18 protein-coding genes are annotated in these 22,082 nt (G+C 68.5%); 10 read left to right on the top strand and 8 right to left on the bottom strand.

The annotated features are described in order from the left end of the window. Positions 1-170 precede the first annotated feature (170 nt). From pks13 to CVA01_RS15435, 3 genes are all read left to right on the top strand, one after another. Positions 171-5,099 (top strand): polyketide synthase Pks13, encoded by a 4,929-nt coding sequence (pks13, locus tag CVA01_RS04080; protein ID WP_141328825.1) that lies wholly within the window; start codon positions 171-173, stop codon positions 5,097-5,099. Between the two features lie 17 nt (positions 5,100-5,116). After that, positions 5,117-6,724: an acyl-CoA carboxylase subunit beta gene (locus CVA01_RS04075; RefSeq protein ID WP_141328913.1), complete on the top strand. Its 1,608-nt coding sequence runs from the start codon at positions 5,117-5,119 to the stop codon at positions 6,722-6,724. A gap of 240 nt (positions 6,725-6,964) precedes the next feature. After that, a complete protein-coding gene (locus tag CVA01_RS15435; RefSeq protein WP_141328823.1) occupies positions 6,965-7,441 on the top strand; it encodes a hypothetical protein in 477 nt (158 codons plus the stop codon). 167 nt (positions 7,442-7,608) lie between these two features. On the opposite strand, the gene CVA01_RS04065 is transcribed toward CVA01_RS15435, so the two are convergent. The 3 genes from CVA01_RS04065 to CVA01_RS04055 all read right to left on the bottom strand — a co-directional run bounded on the left by CVA01_RS04065 (position 7,609) and on the right by CVA01_RS04055 (position 10,918). Continuing rightward, a complete protein-coding gene (locus CVA01_RS04065; protein WP_141328821.1) occupies positions 7,609-9,021 on the bottom strand; it encodes a DUF6114 domain-containing protein in 1,413 nt (470 codons plus the stop codon). Further along, complete coding sequence (locus CVA01_RS04060; RefSeq protein WP_141328819.1) at positions 9,021-9,590, bottom strand: DUF6230 family protein; 570 nt, start codon at positions 9,588-9,590, stop codon at positions 9,021-9,023. The genes CVA01_RS04065 and CVA01_RS04060 overlap by 1 nt, the downstream gene beginning before the upstream one ends. Positions 9,591-9,721: 131 nt before the next feature. After that, complete coding sequence (locus CVA01_RS04055) at positions 9,722-10,918, bottom strand: MFS transporter (RefSeq protein ID WP_141328817.1); 1,197 nt, start codon at positions 10,916-10,918, stop codon at positions 9,722-9,724. A 56-nt stretch (positions 10,919-10,974) separates the two neighbouring features. Between CVA01_RS04055 and CVA01_RS04050 the strand changes: the two genes are divergently transcribed. Further along, a complete protein-coding gene (locus CVA01_RS04050; protein ID WP_141328815.1) occupies positions 10,975-11,901 on the top strand; it encodes a LysR family transcriptional regulator in 927 nt (308 codons plus the stop codon). Here CVA01_RS04050 and CVA01_RS04045 read toward each other — a convergent pair. From CVA01_RS04045 to trmB, 5 genes are all read right to left on the bottom strand, one after another. Next, positions 11,885-12,310, bottom strand: a complete 426-nt coding sequence (locus tag CVA01_RS04045; protein WP_141328813.1) for a DUF3054 domain-containing protein — start codon at positions 12,308-12,310, stop codon at positions 11,885-11,887. The genes CVA01_RS04050 and CVA01_RS04045 overlap by 17 nt on opposite strands. A gap of 9 nt (positions 12,311-12,319) precedes the next feature. After that, positions 12,320-13,414, bottom strand: coding sequence for a lysylphosphatidylglycerol synthase transmembrane domain-containing protein (locus tag CVA01_RS04040; RefSeq protein ID WP_141328911.1), 1,095 nt, complete (start codon positions 13,412-13,414; stop codon positions 12,320-12,322). Between the two features lie 121 nt (positions 13,415-13,535). Next, positions 13,536-15,887 (bottom strand): MMPL family transporter, encoded by a 2,352-nt coding sequence (locus CVA01_RS04035; protein WP_141328811.1) that lies wholly within the window; start codon positions 15,885-15,887, stop codon positions 13,536-13,538. Between the two features lie 41 nt (positions 15,888-15,928). Next, positions 15,929-16,606: an NYN domain-containing protein gene (locus CVA01_RS04030; protein ID WP_052302438.1), complete on the bottom strand. Its 678-nt coding sequence runs from the start codon at positions 16,604-16,606 to the stop codon at positions 15,929-15,931. Next, complete coding sequence (trmB, locus tag CVA01_RS04025; RefSeq protein WP_141328809.1) at positions 16,606-17,433, bottom strand: tRNA (guanosine(46)-N7)-methyltransferase TrmB; 828 nt, start codon at positions 17,431-17,433, stop codon at positions 16,606-16,608. Before trmB ends, CVA01_RS04030 begins: the two co-directional genes overlap by 1 nt. 103 nt (positions 17,434-17,536) lie before the next feature. On the opposite strand from trmB, the gene CVA01_RS04020 reads away from it, so the two are divergent. The 6 genes from CVA01_RS04020 (at position 17,537) to CVA01_RS04000 (ending at position 22,079) form a co-directional block, all read left to right on the top strand. Next, a complete protein-coding gene (locus CVA01_RS04020) occupies positions 17,537-18,478 on the top strand; it encodes a hypothetical protein (protein WP_244938134.1) in 942 nt (313 codons plus the stop codon). Continuing rightward, positions 18,475-18,867 (top strand): DUF6802 family protein, encoded by a 393-nt coding sequence (locus CVA01_RS04015; protein ID WP_073884217.1) that lies wholly within the window; start codon positions 18,475-18,477, stop codon positions 18,865-18,867. The genes CVA01_RS04020 and CVA01_RS04015 overlap by 4 nt, the downstream gene beginning before the upstream one ends. A 47-nt stretch (positions 18,868-18,914) precedes the next feature. Beyond that, the gene (locus tag CVA01_RS04010; RefSeq protein ID WP_141328804.1) at positions 18,915-20,753 is read left to right on the top strand and encodes a phosphoenolpyruvate carboxykinase (GTP); all 1,839 of its coding nucleotides are present in this window, start codon (positions 18,915-18,917) and stop codon (positions 20,751-20,753) included. Between the two features lie 189 nt (positions 20,754-20,942). Continuing rightward, complete coding sequence (locus CVA01_RS04005) at positions 20,943-21,491, top strand: MmyB family transcriptional regulator (RefSeq protein ID WP_141328802.1); 549 nt, start codon at positions 20,943-20,945, stop codon at positions 21,489-21,491. A gap of 2 nt (positions 21,492-21,493) precedes the next feature. Continuing rightward, positions 21,494-21,673 carry a hypothetical protein gene (locus tag CVA01_RS15215; protein ID WP_244938133.1) on the top strand — a complete coding sequence of 60 codons (180 nt, stop codon included), beginning with the start codon at positions 21,494-21,496 and terminating at the stop codon, positions 21,671-21,673. Between the two features lie 16 nt (positions 21,674-21,689). Next, positions 21,690-22,079 (top strand): DapH/DapD/GlmU-related protein, encoded by a 390-nt coding sequence (locus CVA01_RS04000; RefSeq protein ID WP_244938132.1) that lies wholly within the window; start codon positions 21,690-21,692, stop codon positions 22,077-22,079. Positions 22,080-22,082 lie beyond the last annotated feature (3 nt).

Raw genomic sequence — 22,082 nt, 5'->3', positions numbered from 1 at the left:
ACCGCACGCCGCGGTTTCTGACCGGTATGCTGTATATCCGGCTGAATGTAGCGATCCAGCGGTCACCGTCGATATAACCTCGACGGTGGCCGCTTCCGATCGTCGCGAACCCCCTACCGCCCCTGTCCGAACCGCTCGTACCCCGCCAAGAAAGGCGACGCTCCAGCTCTATGTCGACCACGCCTGCAAGTGCCCCCACCACCGTCCCGGAGATGCGTGCCTGGTTGCACGACTGGGTTGCCACGACCACCGGTCTGGATGCCGCGGAGATCACCGACGACCGCCTCATGGAGGAGTTCGGCCTCTCCAGCCGCGACGTCGTCGTACTGTCCGGTGACCTCGAACGGCTCACCGGCATCAGCCTCGACGCCACCGTCGCCTACGAGCACAACACGATCGCCGCCCTGGCGTCCTATGTCATCAACCAGGCAGGTGCCGCAACCACCGGCGCCCGGCAGTTGACCGTGGCGGCGGGGGCAGGGGCACTGGACCCGGAGGACCGCCAGGTCGCCGTGGTCGGCATGGCCGCCCGGTACCCGGGCGCGGAGTCCGTGCGCGACATGTGGACGCTGTTCGAGCAGGGACGCAGCGGGGTCGGCGAACTGCCCGAAGGCCGGTGGAGCGAGTTCGACGGCGACCCGGAGATGGTCCGCCGCATGAACGAGGCCCAGCTCACCGGTGGTTACCTGCCGGACATCGCCTCCTTCGACAACGAGTTCTTCGGGCTCTCCCCGGTCGAGGCCGCGAACATGGACCCCCAGCAGCGCATCCTGCTGCAGCTGACCTGGGAGGCGCTCGAGGACGCGCACATCCCGGCGAACACCCTGCGCGGCACCCGTACCGGCGTGTTCATGGGAACGACGAACAACGACTACGGGATGCTCATCGCCGCCGACCCGACCGCGGCCCACCCCTACGCCCTGACCGGCAACTCCACCGCCGTCATCGCCAACCGCATCTCCTACGCCTTCGACTTCCGCGGCCCCTCGGTCGCCCTCGACACGGCCTGCTCCTCCTCCCTCGTCGCCGTGCACGACGCCGTCGCCGCGCTGCGCACCGGGGAGGCGTCCGTCGCTGTCGCCGGTGGCGTGAACATCCTCGCCAACCCCTTCGGCACCGTCGCCTTCTCCGAGCTGGGCGTGCTCAGCCCGACCGGCGGTATCCGCGCCTTCTCCGAGGACGCCGACGGCATCGTCCGCTCCGACGGGGCCGGCGTCCTCATCCTCAAGCGTCTGTCGGACGCCCGCCGCGACGGCGACGACATCCTCGGCGTCATCGCCGGCTCCGCCGTGAACCAGGACGGACGCTCCAACGGACTGACCGCCCCGAACCCGGAGGCGCAGGTCGAGGTGCTGCGTCAGGCCTACACGGACGCCCGCATCGATCCGGCCACCGTCGACTACGTCGAGGCCCACGGCACCGGCACGATCCTCGGTGACCCGATCGAGGCCGGCGCCCTGGGCCGCGTCCTCGGCGCCGGGCGCGACAACGCCGACCCGCTGCTGCTCGGCTCGGCGAAGACGAACTTCGGTCACACCGAGGCCGCCGCCGGTGTCGCCGGCATCATCAAGGTCGTCGAGTCCATGCGCCACGGCATGCTGCCGCAGTCGCTGAACTTCACCGGACCGAACCCTTACATCGACTTCGACCGTGACCACCTGGAGGTCGTCGAGGACCCGCGCGAATGGCCCGGGTACTCCGGCCACCCGGTCGCCGGTGTCTCCGGCTTCGGCTTCGGTGGGACCAACGCCCACGTCGTGGTCGTCGACCCCTCCGGCGCCGCCGCACCGGGGGAGGACGCAGCGGCTGTTGCGGAGAAGGGCGCCGCCTCCCTCCCGCTGTTCGACAGCAGTGCCGAGGGTATCCCGCAGCTGCTGCCGGTCTCCGGTCTGCTGCCCTCGCGTCGTCGCACCGCCGCCGGTGACATCGCCGCCTGGCTGACCGACAAGGGCGCGAAGGCCGACCTGGCCGCCACCGCCCGCACCCTGGGCCGCCGCAACCACGGCCGGTCCCGCGGCATCGTCCTCGCCCATGACACCGAGACCGCCGCCGCAGGTCTCGAACGTCTCGCCAACGGGAAGAAGGGCGCAGGCATCTGCGTGGCCGACAGCCCCGACCGGGAGGGCACGGTGTGGGTCTACTCCGGCTACGGCTCCCAGCACCGCAAGATGGGCAAGGAACTCTGCGCCCTCTCGCCGCGCTTCGCCGCCCGCATCGCCGAGATCGCCGAGGTCATCCGCGCCGAGTCCGGTTGGGACCTCCTGACGCTCATCGACGAAGACGCACAGAACTTCGACCTCGAGTCCGCCCAGGTCGGCATCACCGCCATCCAGATCGCCCTCACCGACCTCATGATGTCGCTGGGTGCGAAGCCCGCGGCCGTCGTCGGCCAGTCCATGGGCGAGATCGCCGCCGCCTACGCCGTCGGCGGCCTGTCCATGGAAGACGCCGTGCGCATCGCCTGCCACCGCGCCCGCCTCATGGGCGAGGGTGAGCGGCTGCTACCCGAGGACAAGCTCGGTGCGATGGCCGTCATCGACCTCGGTGTCGAGGAGCTCACGCAGTTCGAAGCCGACCACCCGGAGTTCTCCGATGTGGAGCCGGCGGTCTACGCCGCGCCGGGCATGACCACCGTCGGTGGCCCCGCCTCCCAGGTCGACGCCCTGGTCGCCCACTTCGAGGAGCAGGGACGCTTCGCCCGCAAGATGCAGGTCAAGGGTGCCGGACACACCAGCATGCTCGACCCGATCCTCGGCGAACTGCATGCCGAGATCTGCACCGTCGAACCCCACCCGATCCACACCCCGCTGTACTCCACCGTCGACAAGGGCGTCGTCTACCACCCCGGGGACGCCCCGCACGACGCAGACTACTTCGTGCGCTGCACCCGTCAGCCGGTGTGGTTCGAGGCCGCCACCGCCGCCCAGTTCCAGGCCGGTTTCCGCACCTTCGTGGAGTTCTCCCCGAACCCGGTCGCCCTGATGCCGATGATGAACACGGCCTTCGCGAACGACGCCGGTGAGTCCTCCCTGATGTTCCTGCTCAAGCGCAAGGAGCCCAGCGCCGACACCCTGCTGGCCACCGTCTCCGAGCTCTACGTCCGTGGTACGGAGATCAACTTCGCCGAGCTGTCCGACGTGTCGGGAGTCTCCGGATCGACGCGCTACGCCGAGGTACCGGGTGTGCACTGGAACCTGCACCACCACTGGACCGAGGCCCGCCCCGGCGGAGGCGCGGTCCGCGGCATGCCCGGTGCGAAGGTCTCCCTGCCGGACGGCCGGACCGCCTTCTCCGTACCGGTCTCCGAAGTCACCTCGGTCGCCGCACTGGCCGAGGCCGCGGTGTCCGCCGTGGTCGCCGGAGCGCAAGTCAGCGCCACCGAGACCTACGGTGCACTCACCGGCGGTGCCGGTGACGAGATCACCACGATCATCCAGCGCACCCTCGGCGGACTGAACGTCCAGATGTACGCGGTCGCCAGCGACGCTGCGGGCGGGGCGTCCACCCTCGTCGGTGAGGCCTTCGCCCCGACCGCCGGCGCTGCTGCGACGCCCGCCGCGTCCCCGGTCGAAACCACCGCCCCGTCCGCCGTCGCAGCCCGACCCGCGAACTCCGGTGCCGCCGCCCACGCCCTGCCGACCGTCGACACGGACGCCGTGCGCTGGGATCCGACGTCCGGCCAGACGGTCGCCGACCGCCTCAAGGAGATCGTCTCCGAGTCCATGGGTTACGACGTCGACGATCTGCCCGGTGAGCTGCCGCTCATCGACCTGGGTCTTGACTCGCTGATGGGTATGCGCATCAAGAACCGGGTCGAGTACGACTTCGACCTGCCGCCGCTGAACGTCCAGGAGCTGCGCGACGGGTCCGTGGACTCCGTCATCGCCATGGTCGAGGCGCAGGTCGCTGCGAAGGCCACCGGCGAGAGCGCGGAGGCTGCGGTGCCGGAGACCGGGATCGCCGACGCGCCGGCCGAGGCGTCCCCGGAGAAGAAGGATGCCGGGCCCCACGGTGTCGGCGTCGCCCCGCGTGACGCCGCCGAGCGCATGGTCTTCGGAACCTGGGCCTCGCTGACCGGTGTCGCACCGGCCGGCGTCACCAGCCCGCTGAACAGTATCGACGAGGCGACCGCGCAGAAGGTCGCCGACCGGATCAACGAGCGCTCCGGCTCGGAGATCACCGCTGCGCAGGTGCTGGAGGCCGGTTCCATCGAACCGCTGTCCGACATCGCCCGCGAGTCCCTGGAGACTGAGGTCGAGGGCAATATCCGCGTCCTGCGTGAGCGTCCCGAAGGCTCCCGACGCCCCGCCGTGTTCATGTTCCACCCGGCCGGCGGTTCCTCGGTGGTCTACGAGCCGCTGGCCCGTCGCCTGCCCGCCGACGTGCCGGTCTACGGTGTCGAACGTATCGAAGGCACCCTTGACGAGCGGGCCGAGGCCTACGTCGCCGACATCACCCGGCTGGCCGACAGCCTGCCCGTCGTCCTCGGTGGCTGGAGCTTCGGCGGTGCCCTGGCCTACGAGGTCGCTCACCGGCTGGAGAAGACAGACGTCACCGTCGGCCACCTGGAGCTGCTCGACCTGGTCCAGCCGCTGCACCCCGCCCCGGACACGACGGAGGAGATGCACGCCCGCTGGGACCGCTACTCGGCCTTCGCCGCCAAGACCTACGGCATCGAGCTGCCTGTCCCGCACGACCTGCTCGAATCCCAGGGTGAGGAGGCACTCATCGGGATGATGACCATGTTCCTGTCGAACACGGACGCCTCCGAGCACGGCCTGGCCGCCGGCGTGCTGGAACACCAGCGCGCCAGCTTCGTGGACACCCGCATCCTCAACACCCTCGACTTCCACCGGTGGGCGGATGTCACCGCCCCGGTGACGCTCTACAAGTCCGAGGGCATGCACGAGGGCGCGATCGAGCTGGAGCCCAGCTTCGCCGAGATCGCACCCGACGGCGGCTGGGGTGGCATCGTCGACGACCTTGAGATCATCCAGCTCGCCGGCGACCACCTCAGCGTCCCCGATGAGCCGTCGATCGGCATCGTCGGTGCCCGTATCATCGAGCACCTCGACGAGATCACCGCCGCACTGGGCTAGCGTGGGAGACGATGAGTATGACTGAGAACCCGGCAGACAACACGGCAGGTGCGCCGGCCGACCGCTACGCGCCCGGATCCGGACGCTCCACCGCGGAGAAGCTGGCGGACCTGCGGCGCCGCACCGAGGAGTCCCTCGACCCGGGCAGTGAACGCGCCCGGGCCAAGCGCGACGCCGCAGGTCACACCACCCCGCGTCAGCGTATCGACGAGCTGCTGGATCCCGGTTCCTTCACCGAGATCGGTGCCCTGGCCCGGACCCCCGGCGATGACGAGGCGCCCTACGGCGACGGCGTCGTCACCGGCTACGGCCGGGTCAACGGGCGTCCCGTGGCGGTCTACTCCCACGACAAGACCGTTTTCGGCGGCTCGGTGGGCGAGACCTTCGGCAACAAGGTCTGCGAGATCATGGACTTCGCGACCCGTATCGGCTGCCCGGTCGTCGGCATCAACGACTCCGGCGGAGCCCGTATCCAGGACGCCGTGATGAGTCTGGCGATGTACTCCGAGATCTCGCGGCGTCAGCTGCCGTTGTCCGGCCAGTCGCCGCAGATCTCCATCCTGCTGGGCAACTGTGCCGGCGGCGCGGTGTACGCCCCGGCGACGACCGACTTCCTCGTCGGCGTCGAGGAACAGACCACCATGTTCGTCACCGGTCCCGCGATCATCGAGTCCGTCACCGGCGAGAAGATCAACATGCAGGACCTCGGCGGTGCCCGGGTGCAGGCCGAGCGCGGCAACCTCAGCTACGTCGCCCCCGACGAGGCGGACGCCTTCGCCTACGTCCGTGACCTGCTCGACCACCTGCCGTCGTCGGCCTTCGAGTCGACGCCGAAGTTCTGGGCGGTCGGCGATGAGCCGAACGAGACCGACGCCGAGCTGCTCAATGTCGTCCCCGACGACCCGAACGCCGGTTACGACATGACCGACGTGCTCACCCGCATCTTCGATGACGAGCACTTCCTCGAGGTGCTGCCGGACTTCGGTCCGAACATCATCACCGGCTTCGCCCGCGTGGACGGCCGGTCCGTCGGCGTGGTTGCCAACCAGCCGATGCAGCTGGCGGGTTGTCTCGACGCGGACGCCGCGGACAAGGCCGCCCGTTTCATCCGCATCTGCGACGCCTACAACGTGCCTCTGGTGTTCGTCGTGGACACGCCCGGTTACCTGCCGGGTCTGGAGCAGGAGAAGGTCGGCCTGATCCACCGTGGGGCCAAGCTCGGCTTCGCGATGGTGGAGTCGACCGTGCCGAAGGTGACCGTGGTGATCCGCAAGGCCTTCGGTGGCGGGTACGCGGTGATGGGGTCGAAGAACCTCGGTGCCGACATGAACTTCGCCTGGCCGACCGCGCAGATCGCCGTGATGGGTGCCGAGGGTGCCGCGGTGATGATCCAGGGACGCCAGCTCGCCGCGCTGCCGGAGGAGCAGCGTCCGGCGGCGAAGAAGATGTTCATGGACTTCTACAACGCCAACATGACCAGCCCCTACGTGGCTGCGGAGCGCGGCTACGTGGACGCCATCATCGATCCTGCCGAGACCCGGCTCAAGATCCGCCAGTCGCTGCGGATGCTGGCGAACAAGCAGGTTCCCGAGGTGCCGAAGAAGCACACCATCATGCCGCTGTAGTTGCTGCAGCATTGTGGGTCACCTGTCGCTCCGGGGGTGGCCACCCGGTCCTGTTCAGGGGTCGCCAGGTGGCTCTTTGCGCTGGTGGCTGTGCAGCGTTCCACTCGGTGGGAACAGAGGGGAGCGCGGGATACGGGGCGACGGTTACTGTGAGCGGCGGATATAGCTATCCGTCGTGGACACCCCTCACGATCCGTACACCTCAGTTTCACCCCCTACCTCAAAAGGACGGTTCACCACATGTCTCGTTCCACCCTTTCCACCCGTTTCGCCCGTCGTGCCGGTGTCGCCGCGTTGTCTGTGGCCACCGTTGCCGCACTCGCCGCCCCGGCCGCCACCGCTGATGAGGCGGATGCCTCCGGCTCTGCCGACCTGTCCTCCGGCTCCTCCGAGGAGACCCCGGGCGACGACGCCGATTCCCCGGAAACCCCCGGGACCCCGGAGACCCCCGAGGCTGACGGCTCCGACGCCGCCGGCGTCATCAGCTCGCTCGCCAAGACCGACTGGGTGACCCTCTTCAAGGTCCTCGCCGCCTTCTCCAGCGGCACCGTCTCCAGCTCCACCCTGGCGGACGCCGCGCAGCTCTCCGCCGACTCGGGCATCGAGCTCGATGATGTCATCGGCTCCGTCTCCGACGCCGCAGCCGGCAGCTCCGACGAGGGCGACGGTACCGACGCCCCCGAGACTCCGGAGACCCCGGCGGCACCCGCCGAGTAGGAACGGCTCCAACGGCCTTCTCCGCGGACGAAGCCCGGCACCTCTCACTGGGAGGGGGTGCCGGGCTTCGCTGCGTTCACGGCCGGACTCACGGGCCCCGCACACGGAGAAGCCCGGCATCCTCGTGGCCGAGGACGCCGGGCTGTCGGAACCGGGGAACGGAAGTATCAGTCCCGGATCGCGTGGTAGGGACCGGAGTCGCTCCACTCCTGGATGGTTGTGGTCGGGGCTTCGAGCTTGTCGGCCATGACCAGGTAGGTGTCCATGCGGCCGTCGAGGATGCGGGTCTCCTTGGACAGCATGTCCGGAAGGCCCAGGCCGATCTTCGAGAGCTCGGCCATGATCTGCTCCGGGGCCCAGTCCGCGTCAATGGTGATCGGGATCCGGGTGTTCAGACCCATCAGCTCCATGGTCATCGTCACCTTCTTGACGAAGATGTGGAAGTTACCGGTCAGGGTGGTCCTGCCGCCGTTGGTGTCCTGCATCAGGTCGGCACCCACCGGACCGCTCGGGAACTGCACCTTCAGGTTGTCCAGGAGGGTCTCGTCCGAGTCGATCCGCAGGGCCTGCTTCGGCCCCTGCAGGGTGTCGATGGTCACGAAGGACATCTTCATGTTCGGGGTCATCGCGGTGACGTCCGACTGAATGACGAAGGGGGTACCGGTCGGAGTCCCCATCCCGGGGACAGGCTCCGGGGGAGCGACGTTCAGACCGGGGATCTCGACGCCGAGGGCATCGAGGCCACCGTCGATCTGGTTCTGCAGGTCGTTGCCGTCGAGTGACGGGAGCTTCGGGCTCGGGATGTCCGGCAGCGACGGCAGACGGGGAATGTTGTTGTTCTGGCCATCGCCCTCACCGCCCTCACCGCCCTCACCGGTGCCGTTGTCGCCGGTGTCGCCGGTGTCACCACCGGGCAGGCCCGGGATGGTCGGCAGCTGGAGATCCGGCAGGGCCGGCAGCTGGGCGTTCGCATCGGGGGTGCTGGAACCCATACCGACGGTCAGGGCCGTGACGACGGCAGCGACGGCGGCTCCGGCACTACCGGCGGCCTTGGCCTGCTTCTTCGCCTTCTTCCTGTCCCTCTTCGACTGCTTCTCGGCCTTGGCGTCCTCTTTGGACTGGGGGACCCACGCCAGGGCGAGGGCGCCACCGATCACGGCGAGGAGGGTACCGATGAAGAAGCCGCCGAGGTTTGACTGCGGCAGAGCGACGATACCGAGGACCATCGCGGCCACGCCGGTGAGGATGCGTCCTTCGCCACGGAACCAGGTCATCAGTCCGCAGACGATGAGCAGGATGCCGATGACCAGCGTCGAGACGCCACCGATGGTGGAGACCTGGATCTGGATGTTCGAGACGCTGAGGGCGAGGTACGCCGGGGTGAGGATCCACGCACCGGAGATGATCATGAGGAGACCGGCGGCGAACGCACGCTGCTTACGCCAACGGGTGAACCGGCGGTTCCCCTTCTCGAGCTTCTCTGACCGGGACTCGTCGTTGGAGCCCTTCGCCGTGTCCTCAGCACCGGTCACGGGCGCCGTGGCGTCCGTCGGGGTGTCGGGGGTGGAGGCGTCTGACATCAGCAGTCGGCCTTGTCCGCGTCGACGACGGACACCTGGGAACCGGCGGCGGTGAGCTTGTCGGCGGCGATCGAGGTGGCCTTGATCTTCTGGTCGAAGGCGTGGATCGTGTCGGCGGCGATGCCCCACTGGCCGGCGGACGCGCTGTCGTCGAGCTGGGAGGCGTCCACACCGATCTGCGGGTTGGTCAGGGTCATGCCACCGTTGAGGCCGGGGGCGCCGATGACGAGGTTATCGGCGCTGAAGTTCTGGCCCGGGACCTTCATCTGGAACTTCTTCTCACCCAGGCCCGGGAGCTTGATCGGGGCGGCCATGCACAGGTCGGTGACCTTGGCCTTGTTGAACTTCAGCTTCGCGACGGCGACGTCGCCGCCCTCGAGCTTGTCGTTACCGACGAAGATGGCGACACCTTCTCCGTCCAGGCCGGAGACGGTCTGGGAGAAGATGGTGTTGGACAGTGCCAGGTTGGCGGAGATGCCGCCCTGTGCGACGGCGACGCCCATGCCGCCGGTGGCCAGGAGTCCGACGGCGAGAATGCCGGCGAAGCGCTTGCCCTTGATGTGTCCCATTGTGTTTCCTCCGTCGACGCCGCGGAGGCGTCCGTCAATATGGTGTCGGCGGTCGGTCCGCCTCGTCCTGTCCGGGTTATCCTATCGCTCGACAACGGTTTTCTTGCGCAATGTGGATATTTTGTCCGTACCTATCGTCGCGCGGCGCGCTGACCTGCCCATATCGTGAGAGTCAGTGCCAGAGCCTGTACCCCTGTCAACACCAGCACCAGGGGAATCCATCCCGTATCGAAGACGTGGCCGAGGCTCCAGCCCAGGATCGACGACCCCAGGTAGTAGCTCATCACGTAGGTGGAGGACGCCTCCGCCCGGTCACCCTCGGCCCGCGCCCCGACCAGCGAGGACGCCGTGGAGTGCGCGGCGAAGAAGCTCGCGGTGAAGATCAGGACGCCCGCCACGGTGACCCAGAGGTCCGGGACCAGGGCGATGAGCAGTCCGACCACGGAGAGGAAGGACGCCCCGGTGAGCACCTGCCCGGGACCGTACTTCGTCGCCAGCGCCCCGGCCCGGGTCGACGACCACGTGCCGGAGAGATAGAGGAGGAAGACCATGCCGGCCCACAGTTCCGACAGTCCGAAGCGCTCGGTGAGGTGGAAGCCGAGGTAGTTGTACAGCGAGACGAAGACGCCCATCAGCAGGAACGGCAGGATGAACAGCGGCACCAGCCGCGGGTTGCTCCAGTGCCGGCGGAAGGCGGTGATCTCGCGACGCAGCGTGATCCGCTTGGGCGTGAAGTTGCGTTGGGCGGGCAGGGCCCAGGCGCACACGACAGCGAGGACGAAGGCGACGACCGCACCCGCCAGTGTCGCGCCCCGCCAGTCGGTGAGTTCCAGAAACCAGGAGGGGATCAGGCGTCCGAGCAGGCCACCGAGGGTGGTGCCGGCGATGTAGAGGCCCATCACCCGACCCAGGTGGTTGGGGTGGATCTCCTCGGCGAGGAAGGTCATCGTCACCGCCGGTACGCCGGCCACGGCGATGCCCTGCAGGGCGCGCAGTGCGATGAGGGATTCGATGCCGGGTGCCAGGCAGAGCACCAGGCTGAGCACGGTCGCGGCGAGGACGGAGACCTGCAGGACGCGGCGGCGTCCCACCCGCTCGGAGATGATGCTCACCGGTACGACGGCGACGGCGAGCAGTCCCGTCGTCGCCGACACGGTCAGTGCGGCGGTGGTAGGGGAGACGTGCAGGTTCTCGCTGATCGACGGAAGCAGTGCCTGGGTGAGGTACATGGCGTTGAAGGACGCCAGGCCGGCCGTCGCCGCGGCGACCATGACCCGTCGGTAGCCGGGGTCGCCGGGGGAGAGGCCTGTCTCAGTCATGGGACCCATGGTGCGCCGCGGTCTGTCCTCCACAAAATGCAACAGACAGAGGATAGTGTCCCGGTATGCGCATTGATGATCTGGGGTGGTTCCTCGACCTCGTGGAGACCGAGAACATGGCGGACACCGCCGCCGCCACCGGCCTGAGCCAGTCCTCCCTGTCCCGACGCCTCGCCGGCCTGGAGGCCGAGGTCGGCACCGACCTCTTCGACCGGCGGGGACGCACCCTCGTGCTCAACCACCGGGGCGAGATCCTCGCGGCGGCTGCACGCCGTACCCGTGGGATCTGGCGGGAGGGCGTGGAGAAGGTCCGCCGGGCCGTCGATCCGGAACGCGGCACCGTCCGGCTGGCGTTCATGCACTCCCTGGGCACCTGGATGGTCCCCGACCTTCTGCGGTCCTGGCGGGCAGAGCACCCCTCGGTCCGCTTCGAGCTGGTCCAGGGCGCGGCCCGCGGACTCATCGAGCGGGTGGTGGAGGGGGCGTCCGACCTCGCACTCGTGGGGCCGGAGCCCGTCGAGCAGATCCACGCCGGCCAGGTACGGTGGCGGGAACTCGCCCAGCAGGGCCTCGGGCTGGCGGTCCCGGAGGGCCATCCCCTGGCGGTGGACGCGACGGGGCGTCCCCGCACCTCCATCGCCCTGGCAGAGGCACGGGACGAGCCCTTCATCGCCATGCTGGAGGGCTTCGGCACCCGGATGATCCTCGACCAGCTCAGTGAGGACGCCGGCTTCCGCCCCATCCTGGTCTTCGAGTCGATGGAGCTGACCACGGTCGCGGGACTGGTCTCGGCGGGTCTGGGCGTGGCTCTGCTGCCGCTGGACGACCCCAACCTGCAGCTGCCCGGGATGCAGGTCATTCCGCTGGACACCGGCCGACGTCGTGAACTCGGCGTCGTCTGGTCGGCCCACGGCACCCCGGCCCCGCCGGTCAAGGCGTTCCTGGATTTCGTGGTGGGAGGTGTGACCGGTGGCGTCAGTGCCGGGCGGTGATCCGCGAGATGATGACGCGCCACCCGATGAGCAGCACGATGAGCATCACCGCGGCGACGATCATGAAGGACCAGTGCGGAACCTCTGAATGACGCAGGGCCCAGAAGAGCATGCCGACAACCCAGGTGGCCCCGACGATGACCCAGGCGGAACCGGGGGCGGGGTGGATGCGTCCGGCGGCGAGAAGGCCCCAGATCAGGGCTGTACCGATGAGGAAGGGCCAGGTCGTGTCGAGCCAGCCGGTGAAGGACAGGGGCAGCTCATCGGAGTTGTGCGCCATCCGGGCCAGGAGAGCGAAGACCAGGACGGCGACCACGTCGGCGATGACGGCATTGCGGGTGCTGAGGCCTGCGGTGGCGGAGGTCGGGCCGACTGGATCTGTACTGCTTCCGGCATCTCTGTTGGACATGCCGACAGTCTAGTTCGACGGTGGCTCCGCCGTGTCCGTACCGCCTGCACCGGGGGCGCCGTTCTCACCCCGCGCCGCCGAGCCGCTGGCGATCTGACGCAGCGTGGGGAAGTGCTGGGTGTCCACCGAATCGCGGACGAAGTTCCACAGGAACACGAGCCAGCCGATGATGGCCAGGCCGAGGAAGCTGATCATGCGGAAGACGATCACCGCGGCCAGGGCCTTCGCCGAACCCATCTGCGCGGCACCGACGAGCATGCCCACCAGGGCGGCGTCCACCGGGCCGAGGCCACCGGGGGTGATCTGGGCCTGGCCGACAAGCTTCGCGGTGATGAAGGCGAGCACCACACCGGCGATGGACGGGGTCGCACCGACGGCGTGGACACAGAACAGCAGGCACAGGATCTCGGTGATCCAGTTCAACAGCGACAGAACGACCGACCACAGCAGCTTCGCGGGGGGGAGCTCCACCGCGCTGAGCTGGTCGGAGAATCCGCGGATCTTGTCGTGCCAGCGGTCCTCCGGGGCCTTGCGCTTCCGGTTGAACCAGGTCAGGACGCGCAGCAGACCGGACTCCACCTTCTGAGGATGCTTGGCGATCCAGTTCATGCCCCAGGCGAGCAGGCACAGGATGACCAGGGTGAACGCCATCGAGTACGGGTGGACGTCGGCACTGAGGAAGAACATCGCGCCGAACCCGAGTATCGCCATGCCCGCACCGGACAGGGCGCCGGACAGCACCATGTACCAGCTGGCGATGACCGGGGTGGCACCCCACTTGAGCTGCTCGCGGAAGATCATCGCCGCCGAGATCGCCGGGCCGCCGGGGAAGGTCGCCGACCACGCGTTCGCCGACAGCCCGAGGGCGTTGGCGGTCGTGCGCATGACCTTCACACCGGCGGACCGGAGCAGGACGACCATCACCTCGGCCTGGGCGATCATGGCCAGTGCCATCGCCACGCACGCGGCGACGACGTACCAGTTGTTCGCCTGCTTGATAGCCTCCCAGCCGTCGGCGAAGAGGTGGTAGTGGCCGCGGGCGGCAAAGGCGATGATGACGAGAAGTGCGAGGGTCAGCAGTGCGCGGACCCGGAAGTCCTTCATGAACAGTCTGAAGCGCTTCCAGCGGGAGGTCTCACGGATAACGGCGCCGTCAGCGCCGTCAGCGCTGCCGGTGCCGTCGTCGTCTTCCGGGTGATCCGGCGTCTCTGCAGCGGTCACCGGGTCAGCCTTTCCTGTCGTTGCGTCGGTCGCGTTCCAGTCGCGCCATGAGCTCGGCGAAGGGGACCGGTCCGTCCTCGTGGGCGCCCGCTCCCGAGTTTGCGCCGACATTTCCGTCCTCCGTTGCCACGGACACGGCAGAAGTGCGGCGCAAACTCCGCTCGGAGCCCTCGTCGGAGCGTTCCGCCGCAGCGGGTGTGGGGGCCGTCGAGGCGTCCACCCCCTCGAGCCGCTCATTGTGGCCGATCTTCTCCGAGATCCGGGTGACCCAGGTCGGGGCCCACCAGCAGTCCTCGCGCAGCAGCGCCATGAGGGCGGGCACCAGCAGCATGCGGATGATTGTCGCGTCGATGACCAGGGCGGCGATCATGCCGAAGGCGATGTACTTCATCATCACGATCGACGAGAACCCGAAGGCGCCGCAGACCACGATCATGATCGCGGCGGCGGCGGTGATGATCCCGCCGGTCGTCGCCGTGCCGAAGCGGATCGCCTCCTTCGTCGACGCCCCGTGGGCTCTGGCCTCCACCATTCTCGAGACCAGGAAGACCTCGTAGTCCGTCGACAAGCCGTAGACGATCGCCACGATGAGCACCAGTACCGGACTCATCAGCGGACCCGGCGAGAAGTTGAACAGGTCCGCACCGAAACCGTCGACGAACATCCAGGTGAGGATGCCCAGCGTGGCGCCGGTGCCGAGCAGGTTCATGATCACGGCCTTCGCCGGGAGGATCACCGAACCGAAGACCAGCGACAGCAGGATGAACGTCGCGACGATGATGTACAGCAGCATCCACGGCAACTTGCCGAAGAGCGCGTCGATCGACTCGACCTCCATCGCCGGGGTACCTGCGACGAGCACCTCGGCCCCGTCGACCTTGATGTCGCGCAGTTCATTGACAATGCGGTCGTTGTCGTCCCGGTCGGCGATGCCGGCGGAGAGCACCGTCACGCCGTCCTTCGTGGGCTGGCTGACCTGGAACTGGCCGGTGAGCCCTTCGACCGCATTGGCCTGCTGGTACACCTGGCCGACCGCCGAGGTGCCGTCGTCCTGCCGGATGACCAGCTTGACCGGGTCGGTGCGCAGCTCGGGGAAGTTCTCGTCGAAGTTGTTCTGGGCGACACGGGTGGTGTCGTCCGGCGGCAGGAAGGTCTCGTTGATGCCGCCGAACTTCACGCCGCCCAGCGGGATGGTCAGCAGCAGCAGGACGCCCACCAGGCCGACGGTGAGGACCTTGGCGTGCCGCATCGCGAAGGCGGGGACGCGACCCCACCAGGAGTTGACCGTGTCCTCCTTCGTGCGGCCGCGGTGGAACAGCGTCCACTTGTCGATGTTGCGGCCGAGCAGGGCGAAGACACTCGGCAGCACGATCACGGACAGCAGAGCAGCCAGACCGACCGCAGAGATCGCGCCGTAGGCCACGGACTTCAGGAAAGCCTGCGGGAACAGCAGCAGACTCGACAGTGCCACCGCCACCATCAGTGCCGAGAAGACCACCGTCTTTCCGGCGGACGCGGTGGTGTTGCGTACCGCGGTGCGTACGTCGCGTCCTTCCGCCAGTTCCTCCCGGTACCGGGAGACCATGAACAGGCCGTAGTCGATCGCCAGGCCCAGACCCAGCAGCGTCACCACCGACTGGGCGAAGGTGTTGACCATGGTGATGTCGGCCAGCAGGGAGAGCACGCCCATCGAGCCGAGGATCGACAGCACACCGACGAGTAGCGGCATACAGGCCGCGACGACCGAACCGAAGACGAGGATGAGCAGCAGGGCGACCGCCGGCAGTCCGATGACCTCGGCGCGGGCGATGTCGTCGCTCATGCCGGTGTCCAGGGCGCCGGAGACCGCCGTGGCACCGGCGACCTCCACGGTCGCACCGGGCACCTCGATGGAGTGCAGGGCGTCCTCGATCTCCCGGTAGTTCTTCAGGACCTCGTCCTCGACGCCCTGCAGGGAGACCGAGGCGAAGGCGGCGGAGCCGTCGTCGGTGATCAACTGGGCCTGCTGGCCGTCGAAGTAGCTGAGGGTCTGGCGGACCTGGTCCGGGTGGGAGGAGGAGATCGCGTTGAGCTGGCGGGTGAAGTCGGTGCGTACCTCCTCCGAGCTGAGGTCGGTGTCCGGGTTGTCCCGGGTGACCAGCAGGATGACGTCACCGGAGGCGTCGCGTCCGAAGACGTCCTGTTCGATCTGGGCGGCGCGGGTGGACTCGCTGTGCGGGTCGTCCCAGCCCTCGGAACTCATCCGGTCACCGAGCTTCGTCCCGACCAGCAGGTACAGCAGGGCGATCACCGCGACGACGATGACCGGTACCACCCGCCGCCAGCGGTAGGCGATATCTCCCCATCTGGTGAACATCGTGGAATCCTTTCGCGAGAGTACGGGGTGGCCGGAGAAGATCAGCCGAGCAGGGTGCTGAGGGAACGGTAGGGCTGGAGCCAGGCACCGCCGTCAGGCAGCGTGTCGAGACTGATCCGCGGCAGCGGCTCACGGAAGACACCGTCGATGTCCTCCAGATCCACGAAGTCGAGGACGGGGTTGTCGACCGCCCAGTGGGCGTGCTCCCGGAAACCGAGGACGGTCACCGGGATCTCGTCGGCGAGTTCCTCCAGCAGCTCCCGGAAGTTGCGGCCGTCGGCGCTGGCGACGACGAGTCCGTCGAGGACGCCCTCGGCGTGACGACGCCGGATGTGGTCCAGCATGTCCGGGTCGACATCGGAATCATCGCTGGTCTTGGGCTTGGCGAAGACGGCGAAACCGACATTGCGCAGGGCGTCGACCCAGCCGCGGACCTGGTCGGCGGAGCCGGGGGCGATGTTGGTGAACACCGTCGCCTCGGGCTCGGGGTCCGGCGTGGACCCGTCGGCGGCACCGTCATCGCCGCGGAACTCCTCGACGATGTCGGCGGTCAGGCCGATGAGCCAGCGGCCCACCGCGTCGAACCGGGGGCGGTGGGCGGCGGTCGGCCGGGACCCCAGGAGCGAACCGAGACCCATGTCGATGTTCGGGGCGTCCCACACCAGCAGGACGACCGGACGGCGCTCCGGTGCCTCCGAGTAGGAGAAGGTGGCACCCATCAGCGTCGCCGCCAGAGGTACTCGCGGATGACATGCTCCTTGTCGAGGCCCTTGCCCTCGAACTTGGTGATGATCTGCCGGTCGGTGAGCACCGGGACGGTCTCGTCACGAACGGCAGGGTCATCCGGCCAGCCCAGGTACTCGAGGTCGTCCTCGACGTTGACCAGCTCGTCGATCCACTCCGCGTAGTCGGCGTGGTCGGTGGCGACGTGCAGGATCCCGCCGGGCTTCAGCCGTGAGGCGATGAGGTGCAGCGTGCCGGTCTGGATGATCCGACGCTTGTGGTGGCGGGCCTTGGGCCACGGGTCCGGGAAGTACACGCGCACCCCGGCGAGGCTGCCGGGGGCGAACATGCGCTGCAGGACCTCCACGCCGTCACCCTTGACCATGCGGACGTTGGTGATGCCGCCGCGCACCACCGAGCCGAGCAGCTTCGCCAGGCCGGGGCGGTAGATCTCCACGGCGACGATGTTGTGGTCGGTCTCCAGCGGGGCCATCGCCGCGGTGGAGGTGCCGGTGCCGGAGCCGATCTCGACGATCGTGTCGTGGCCAGTGCGTCCGAACCAGTCGTCGAGGTCGATGACCTGGTCGTCGGCGGTGACGGAGTTCTCGTCGAGGACGCGGCCGAGGTGGGGCCAGTTCTCGTCCCAGGTGTACTCCTGATTGTCGGTGAGGGTGCCGCGACGGAAGCTGAAACTACCCAGTCGCGGATAATCGCGACCGTCGTTAAACTCGGTCTGGAGCGGCCGACCGCGGTGGGCGGCTCGGGAGGAATCCGGTTCCTGCGGGGACTCCGGGGAATTTTCAGTAGTAGACATCCCTGACATTGTGGCAGAACCGCAGCGCAGGGGAAACAACGCCGGCTCTTTGGTCCGGCAGAATCAGACGATCCGGCGGGGACGCCGGACGGGGGAGGCACCAGTGAACACCGTGAGTGCATCAGCGGTACCGACGGTCGTGTCCGTCATCGGACCCGAGCGTGACAACGTCGCGGCCGTGGCCGCGACCCTGCAGGAGAGGGTGCCCGGCCGACGCTTCGTCGTCGGTGCGGGGCCGGACACCGCCGGCGGTGTCATCGCCGTCACCGCAGGTGAGGAAGATGAGGACGCCGCGATCGTCCGCGCGGTCCGGGACGCCATGGGCGGCTGCGTCGTCTACACCGGGGGAGAGCTGACTGCCCTGTCAGCGGAACCCGGTGTCACCGTCGTGCCCTGGGACGGGGACGCGGCCGACCGGAGGAACATCGACCGGCTCGCCGCGGCGGTCACGGACCGGTGGATCGACGTGCCCCGGTGGGTCTCCGACGCCCGACGCGCAGACGCCGACCGCATCGACCGGGTGCGGGTGGCCGTCCGTCTCACCGCCGAACGTCATGCGTCCGACCTGCTCGAGCCGGGCGGGCAGGCGGACGCCGCGACATCGGACGGTCGGGGGCTGCTCGACGCGCTGTTCCGGGCCCGGCTGCGCTGCACCGTGCTGGAGCACGGTGTGGAGTGGCCGCACCTGCCGGAATCACCGACCCCGGCCGGGGCGTCACCGGTGCCCGGCGGTGACCGTCAGCGTGAACTGCTGGTCCTCGTGGCGTCCTGCGGTGCAGGACTCGCCGCCGCTGTCGCGGTGGGTCGGCTGGCGGGACCGCTGATCGGCGTCTTCGTGGGCGTGATCGTCGCCGTGACACTCGCCCTGGTGCGCCGGCGGATGCTCGCCGGGGCGCGCCGGGAGCGGGACCGTGCGGCGGGGGCGGCGCAGTTGCGTCGGCAGTGGGGCGCGGTGGCCACGGAGGTGGTGTCCCGGCTGCGGGTACCGACGGTGGCGGACGCCGTGGTGGCTGAAACGGCGGGGACGGCGGGGATGACAGGGGTGACGCGATGAGCGGCGACTGGTTCGATCTGGGCGGACTCGACGGTCTCGACGGACTCGACGCTCTGGACCAGGTGGACCTGGCGTCGGAAGGGCACCTGATCCTCGACATCGGCGGCGTGAGCTACGGGCTGCCCGCGCCCCACGATCTGGGGGAGGACGCGGTGGAGGACGCGGTGACCCTCACCGACGACCGGGGCATGGCGGTCTGCGCGGACACAGACGGGGACGGACACGTCGACCGGCTGTCTGTCGTGGGCTTTGACGGGTCCTGGTCGCACTGGGAGCGCGCCGGGAAGGCCGGTGACACGGGCGCTGAACCCCCCGTCACCCCCACCGGTCCCACGGATAACTGGACAACAGGTGGGTGGGAATGTGTGGAACGGGGGGGATGGGGTTAGGCTGGGGTGGTTAAGACGCGATTTCACCACCCTTGTCAGGAGAATTCATGACCATCCCCGGGCTCGTCGGCCAGGCACCCACCACGAATGAGGAACTGCTGCAGTGGATCACTGACGCGGTAGGCCTTTTCGAGCCGGCGCAGGTCGTGTTCGTTGACGGCTCTGTGGAGGAACGCGACCGACTTTCCCAGGAACTCGTCGACGCCGGCACTCTGATCAAGCTCAATGAGGAGAAGCGGCCCAACAGCTACCTCGCCCGCTCCAACCCGGCCGATGTCGCCCGCGTGGAGTCCCGCACCTTCATCTGCTCCGAGAAGCAGGAGGGCGCCGGCCCGACCAACAACTGGGCTCCGCCTGCCGCGATGAAGGAGGAGATGACCGAGCACTACAAGGGTGCGATGAAGGGCCGCACGATGTACGTCGTGCCGTTCTGCATGGGTCCGATCGACGACCCGCAGCCCAAGCTCGGCGTCCAGCTCACCGACTCCGCCTACGTGGTGCTGTCCATGGGTGTCATGACCCGCATGGGCCAGGCCGCCCTCGACAAGATCGACGCCACCGGCGAGTTCGTCCGTTGCCTCCACTCCGTCGGCGCCCCGCTGGAGCCCGGCGAGGAGGACGTCGCCTGGCCGTGCAACGACACCAAGTACATCACCCAGTTCCCGGACTCCAAGGAGATCTGGTCCTTCGGCTCCGGTTACGGCGGAAACGCCATCCTGGCCAAGAAGTGCTTCGCCCTGCGTATCGCGTCCGTCATGGCCAAGGAGGAGGGCTGGCTCGCCGAGCACATGCTCATCCTCAAGCTGACCAGCCCGGAGGGCAAGGCCTACCACATCCTCGGCGCCTTCCCGTCCGCCTGCGGCAAGACCAACCTCGCCATGATCACCCCGACCATTCCGGGCTGGAAGGCCGAGGTCGTCGGTGACGACATCGCCTGGATGAAGTTCGGCGAGGACGGCCACCTCTACGCCGTGAACCCGGAGAACGGCTTCTTCGGCGTCGCGCCGGGCACCAGCTACGGCTCCAACCCGATCGCCATGGAGACCATGGAGGCCGGCAACACCCTGTTCACCAACGTCGCACTGACCGACGACGGTGACGTCTGGTGGGAGGGCATGGGCGACGCCCCGGCCCACCTCATCGACTGGAAGGGCAACGACTGGACCCCGGAGTCCTCCGAGAAGGCCGCCCACCCGAACTCCCGCTACTGCGTGCCGATCGCCCAGTGCCCCTCCGCCGCCCCGGAGTTCAACGACTGGAAGGGCGTCAAGGTCGACGCCATCCTCTTCGGTGGTCGCCGTGCGGACACCGTCCCGCTGGTCACCCAGACCCACGACTGGAACCACGCCACCATGGTCGGTGCGCTGCTGGCCTCCGGTCAGACCGCCGCCCAGGAGGGTGTGGTCGGTACCCTGCGCCACGACCCGATGGCGATGCTGCCCTTCATCGGCTACAACGCCGGCGAGTACCTCGCCCACTGGATCGAGATGGGCAAGAAGGGCGGCGACAAGATGCCGGACGTCTTCCTGGTCAACTGGTTCCGTCGTGGCGAGGACGGCCGCTTCCTGTGGCCGGGCTTCGGCGAGAACTCCCGCGTGCTCAAGTGGGTCGTCGACCGTATCGAGGGTCGCGTCGGTGCCGATGAGACCATCGTCGGCGACACCGCCCGCTACGAGGACCTGGACCTCGAGGGCGTCACCGAACCGGAGGCCGACATCCGCGAGGCGCTCACCGCGCCGGCCGCGCAGTGGGCCAACGACATCGAGGACAACGACGAGTACCTCACCTTCCTCGGCCCGAAGGTGCCGCAGGAGATCCACGACCAGTTCGACGCCCTGAAGCAGCGCGTCGAGGCCGCCGTCGCCGCTGAGAAGGCCGACGTCTAGGGGTTCTCTCCCCTTCTCCTGAAGTCCTCACCTGCTGAGGTGCGCTCCCGGCTTCCGGGCGCACCTCAGCAGGTGGGGACTTCTCTGTGTGTGGTGTTCCCAGCGGCCGCCCACCGCGGCCAACGAGGTACTGACAGGGCACCGCTCACCCCTCCTTCCGGCACGGGAAGGTCCCTAGACTCGGACACCATGGAGAACAGGTCGAGCGCTCAGGCGGCCCAGGCGGAGGTGCAGGAATTCCTCACGTCCCGCCGGGCCCGCATCACGCCGGACGCCGCGGGCCTCCCCACCACGGGTAACCGTCGGGTTCCGGGACTGCGCCGTAGTGAGGTCGCGGACCTCGCCGGGTTCCAGTTCCTCGACCCGGCGTCCCGCGAGTTCTACCCGGACTGGGACACCATGGCCTGGATGTGCGTCGGCGTGATGCACGCCGAGGTCGGACGCAACCCCGGGCACCGCGGGCTGCAGGATCTCGTCGGGGAACTGTCCACGCACAGCGAGGACTTCGCCGAACTGTGGGCCGCGCACGACGTGCGGATCCACGGGGCAGGGACGAAACGGTTCCACCACCCGGAGGTCGGGGAGCTCACCCTCGCCTTCGAAGAGCTCCAGGTCACCGCAGATGATGGACTGGCTCTCTACGTCTACTCCGCTGAGCCGGGGTCGGCGTCCGAGGAGAAACTGCGGCTGCTCGCCTCACTCGCGGCGACCGGTCGGACACACAGAGAAGGAGTCTGAGGATGCACGACGCGACACTCGCGGACCTTATCGCCGAGCTCGACGCCGGCCATCTCATCCCCGGTGATTCTCCATTGCACCAGGCGATGCACCGGCAGTCCCAGGAGGCCATCCGGATCACCACGGAGCTCAACGAACGGGACCTACCACGACGAGGCGGGCGTCCGCGCCCTGCTCAGTGAGCTGGTCGGCTACGGGGTGGACGCCACCGTCGGCCTGTTCCCGCCGTTCACCAGTGATTTCGGACGCAGTATCCGGTTCGGCAGGAATGTCTTCATCAACTCGGGGTGCCGGTTCCAGGACCAGGGCGGCCTCACGATCGGCGACGGTGCGCTCATCGGGCACAACACGGTCATCGCCACGCTGAACCATGCGATGGATCCGGCGCGCCGGGCCGACCTGGAACCCGCACCGGTGGTCATCGGCAAGGACGTGTGGATCGGATCGAACTCGACGGTCACACCTGGCGTCACCATCGGTGACGGCGCGGTGATCGGCGCCGGCTCCGTGGTGACCAGGGACATCCCGGCGGGAACGGCGGCAGTCGGATCGCCGGCGAGGGTGGTCCGGGAGGTCCTCCCGGGGTAGGTG

Source organism: Corynebacterium variabile, assembly GCF_006539825.1.
Lineage (GTDB): Bacteria > Actinomycetota > Actinomycetes > Mycobacteriales > Mycobacteriaceae > Corynebacterium > Corynebacterium variabile.
This window is presented reverse-complemented; position numbering and strand designations above follow the sequence as displayed.

Bases quoted from the DNA above. Each gene is read 5' to 3' on its own strand.
- pks13 (WP_141328825.1), top strand. From the start codon at position 171: ATGTCGACCACGCCTGCAAGTGCCCCCACCACCGTCCCGGAGATGCGT.
- CVA01_RS04030 (WP_052302438.1), bottom strand. From the start codon at position 16,606: ATGGGTGCCACCTTCTCCTACTCGGAGGCACCGGAGCGCCGTCCGGTC.
- CVA01_RS04060 (WP_141328819.1), bottom strand. From the start codon at position 9,590: ATGGGACACATCAAGGGCAAGCGCTTCGCCGGCATTCTCGCCGTCGGA.
- CVA01_RS04055 (WP_141328817.1), bottom strand. From the start codon at position 10,918: ATGGGTCCCATGACTGAGACAGGCCTCTCCCCCGGCGACCCCGGCTAC.
- CVA01_RS04010 (WP_141328804.1), top strand. From the start codon at position 18,915: ATGACCATCCCCGGGCTCGTCGGCCAGGCACCCACCACGAATGAGGAA.
- CVA01_RS04065 (WP_141328821.1), bottom strand. From the start codon at position 9,021: ATGTCAGACGCCTCCACCCCCGACACCCCGACGGACGCCACGGCGCCC.
- CVA01_RS04035 (WP_141328811.1), bottom strand. From the start codon at position 15,887: ATGTTCACCAGATGGGGAGATATCGCCTACCGCTGGCGGCGGGTGGTA.
- trmB (WP_141328809.1), bottom strand. From the start codon at position 17,433: ATGTCAGGGATGTCTACTACTGAAAATTCCCCGGAGTCCCCGCAGGAA.
- CVA01_RS15215 (WP_244938133.1), top strand. From the start codon at position 21,494: ATGCACGACGCGACACTCGCGGACCTTATCGCCGAGCTCGACGCCGGC.
- CVA01_RS04015 (WP_073884217.1), top strand. From the start codon at position 18,475: ATGAGCGGCGACTGGTTCGATCTGGGCGGACTCGACGGTCTCGACGGA.
- CVA01_RS04040 (WP_141328911.1), bottom strand. From the start codon at position 13,414: ATGAAGGACTTCCGGGTCCGCGCACTGCTGACCCTCGCACTTCTCGTC.
- CVA01_RS15435 (WP_141328823.1), top strand. From the start codon at position 6,965: ATGTCTCGTTCCACCCTTTCCACCCGTTTCGCCCGTCGTGCCGGTGTC.
- CVA01_RS04050 (WP_141328815.1), top strand. From the start codon at position 10,975: ATGCGCATTGATGATCTGGGGTGGTTCCTCGACCTCGTGGAGACCGAG.
- CVA01_RS04005 (WP_141328802.1), top strand. From the start codon at position 20,943: ATGGAGAACAGGTCGAGCGCTCAGGCGGCCCAGGCGGAGGTGCAGGAA.
- CVA01_RS04045 (WP_141328813.1), bottom strand. From the start codon at position 12,310: ATGTCCAACAGAGATGCCGGAAGCAGTACAGATCCAGTCGGCCCGACC.
- CVA01_RS04075 (WP_141328913.1), top strand. From the start codon at position 5,117: ATGACTGAGAACCCGGCAGACAACACGGCAGGTGCGCCGGCCGACCGC.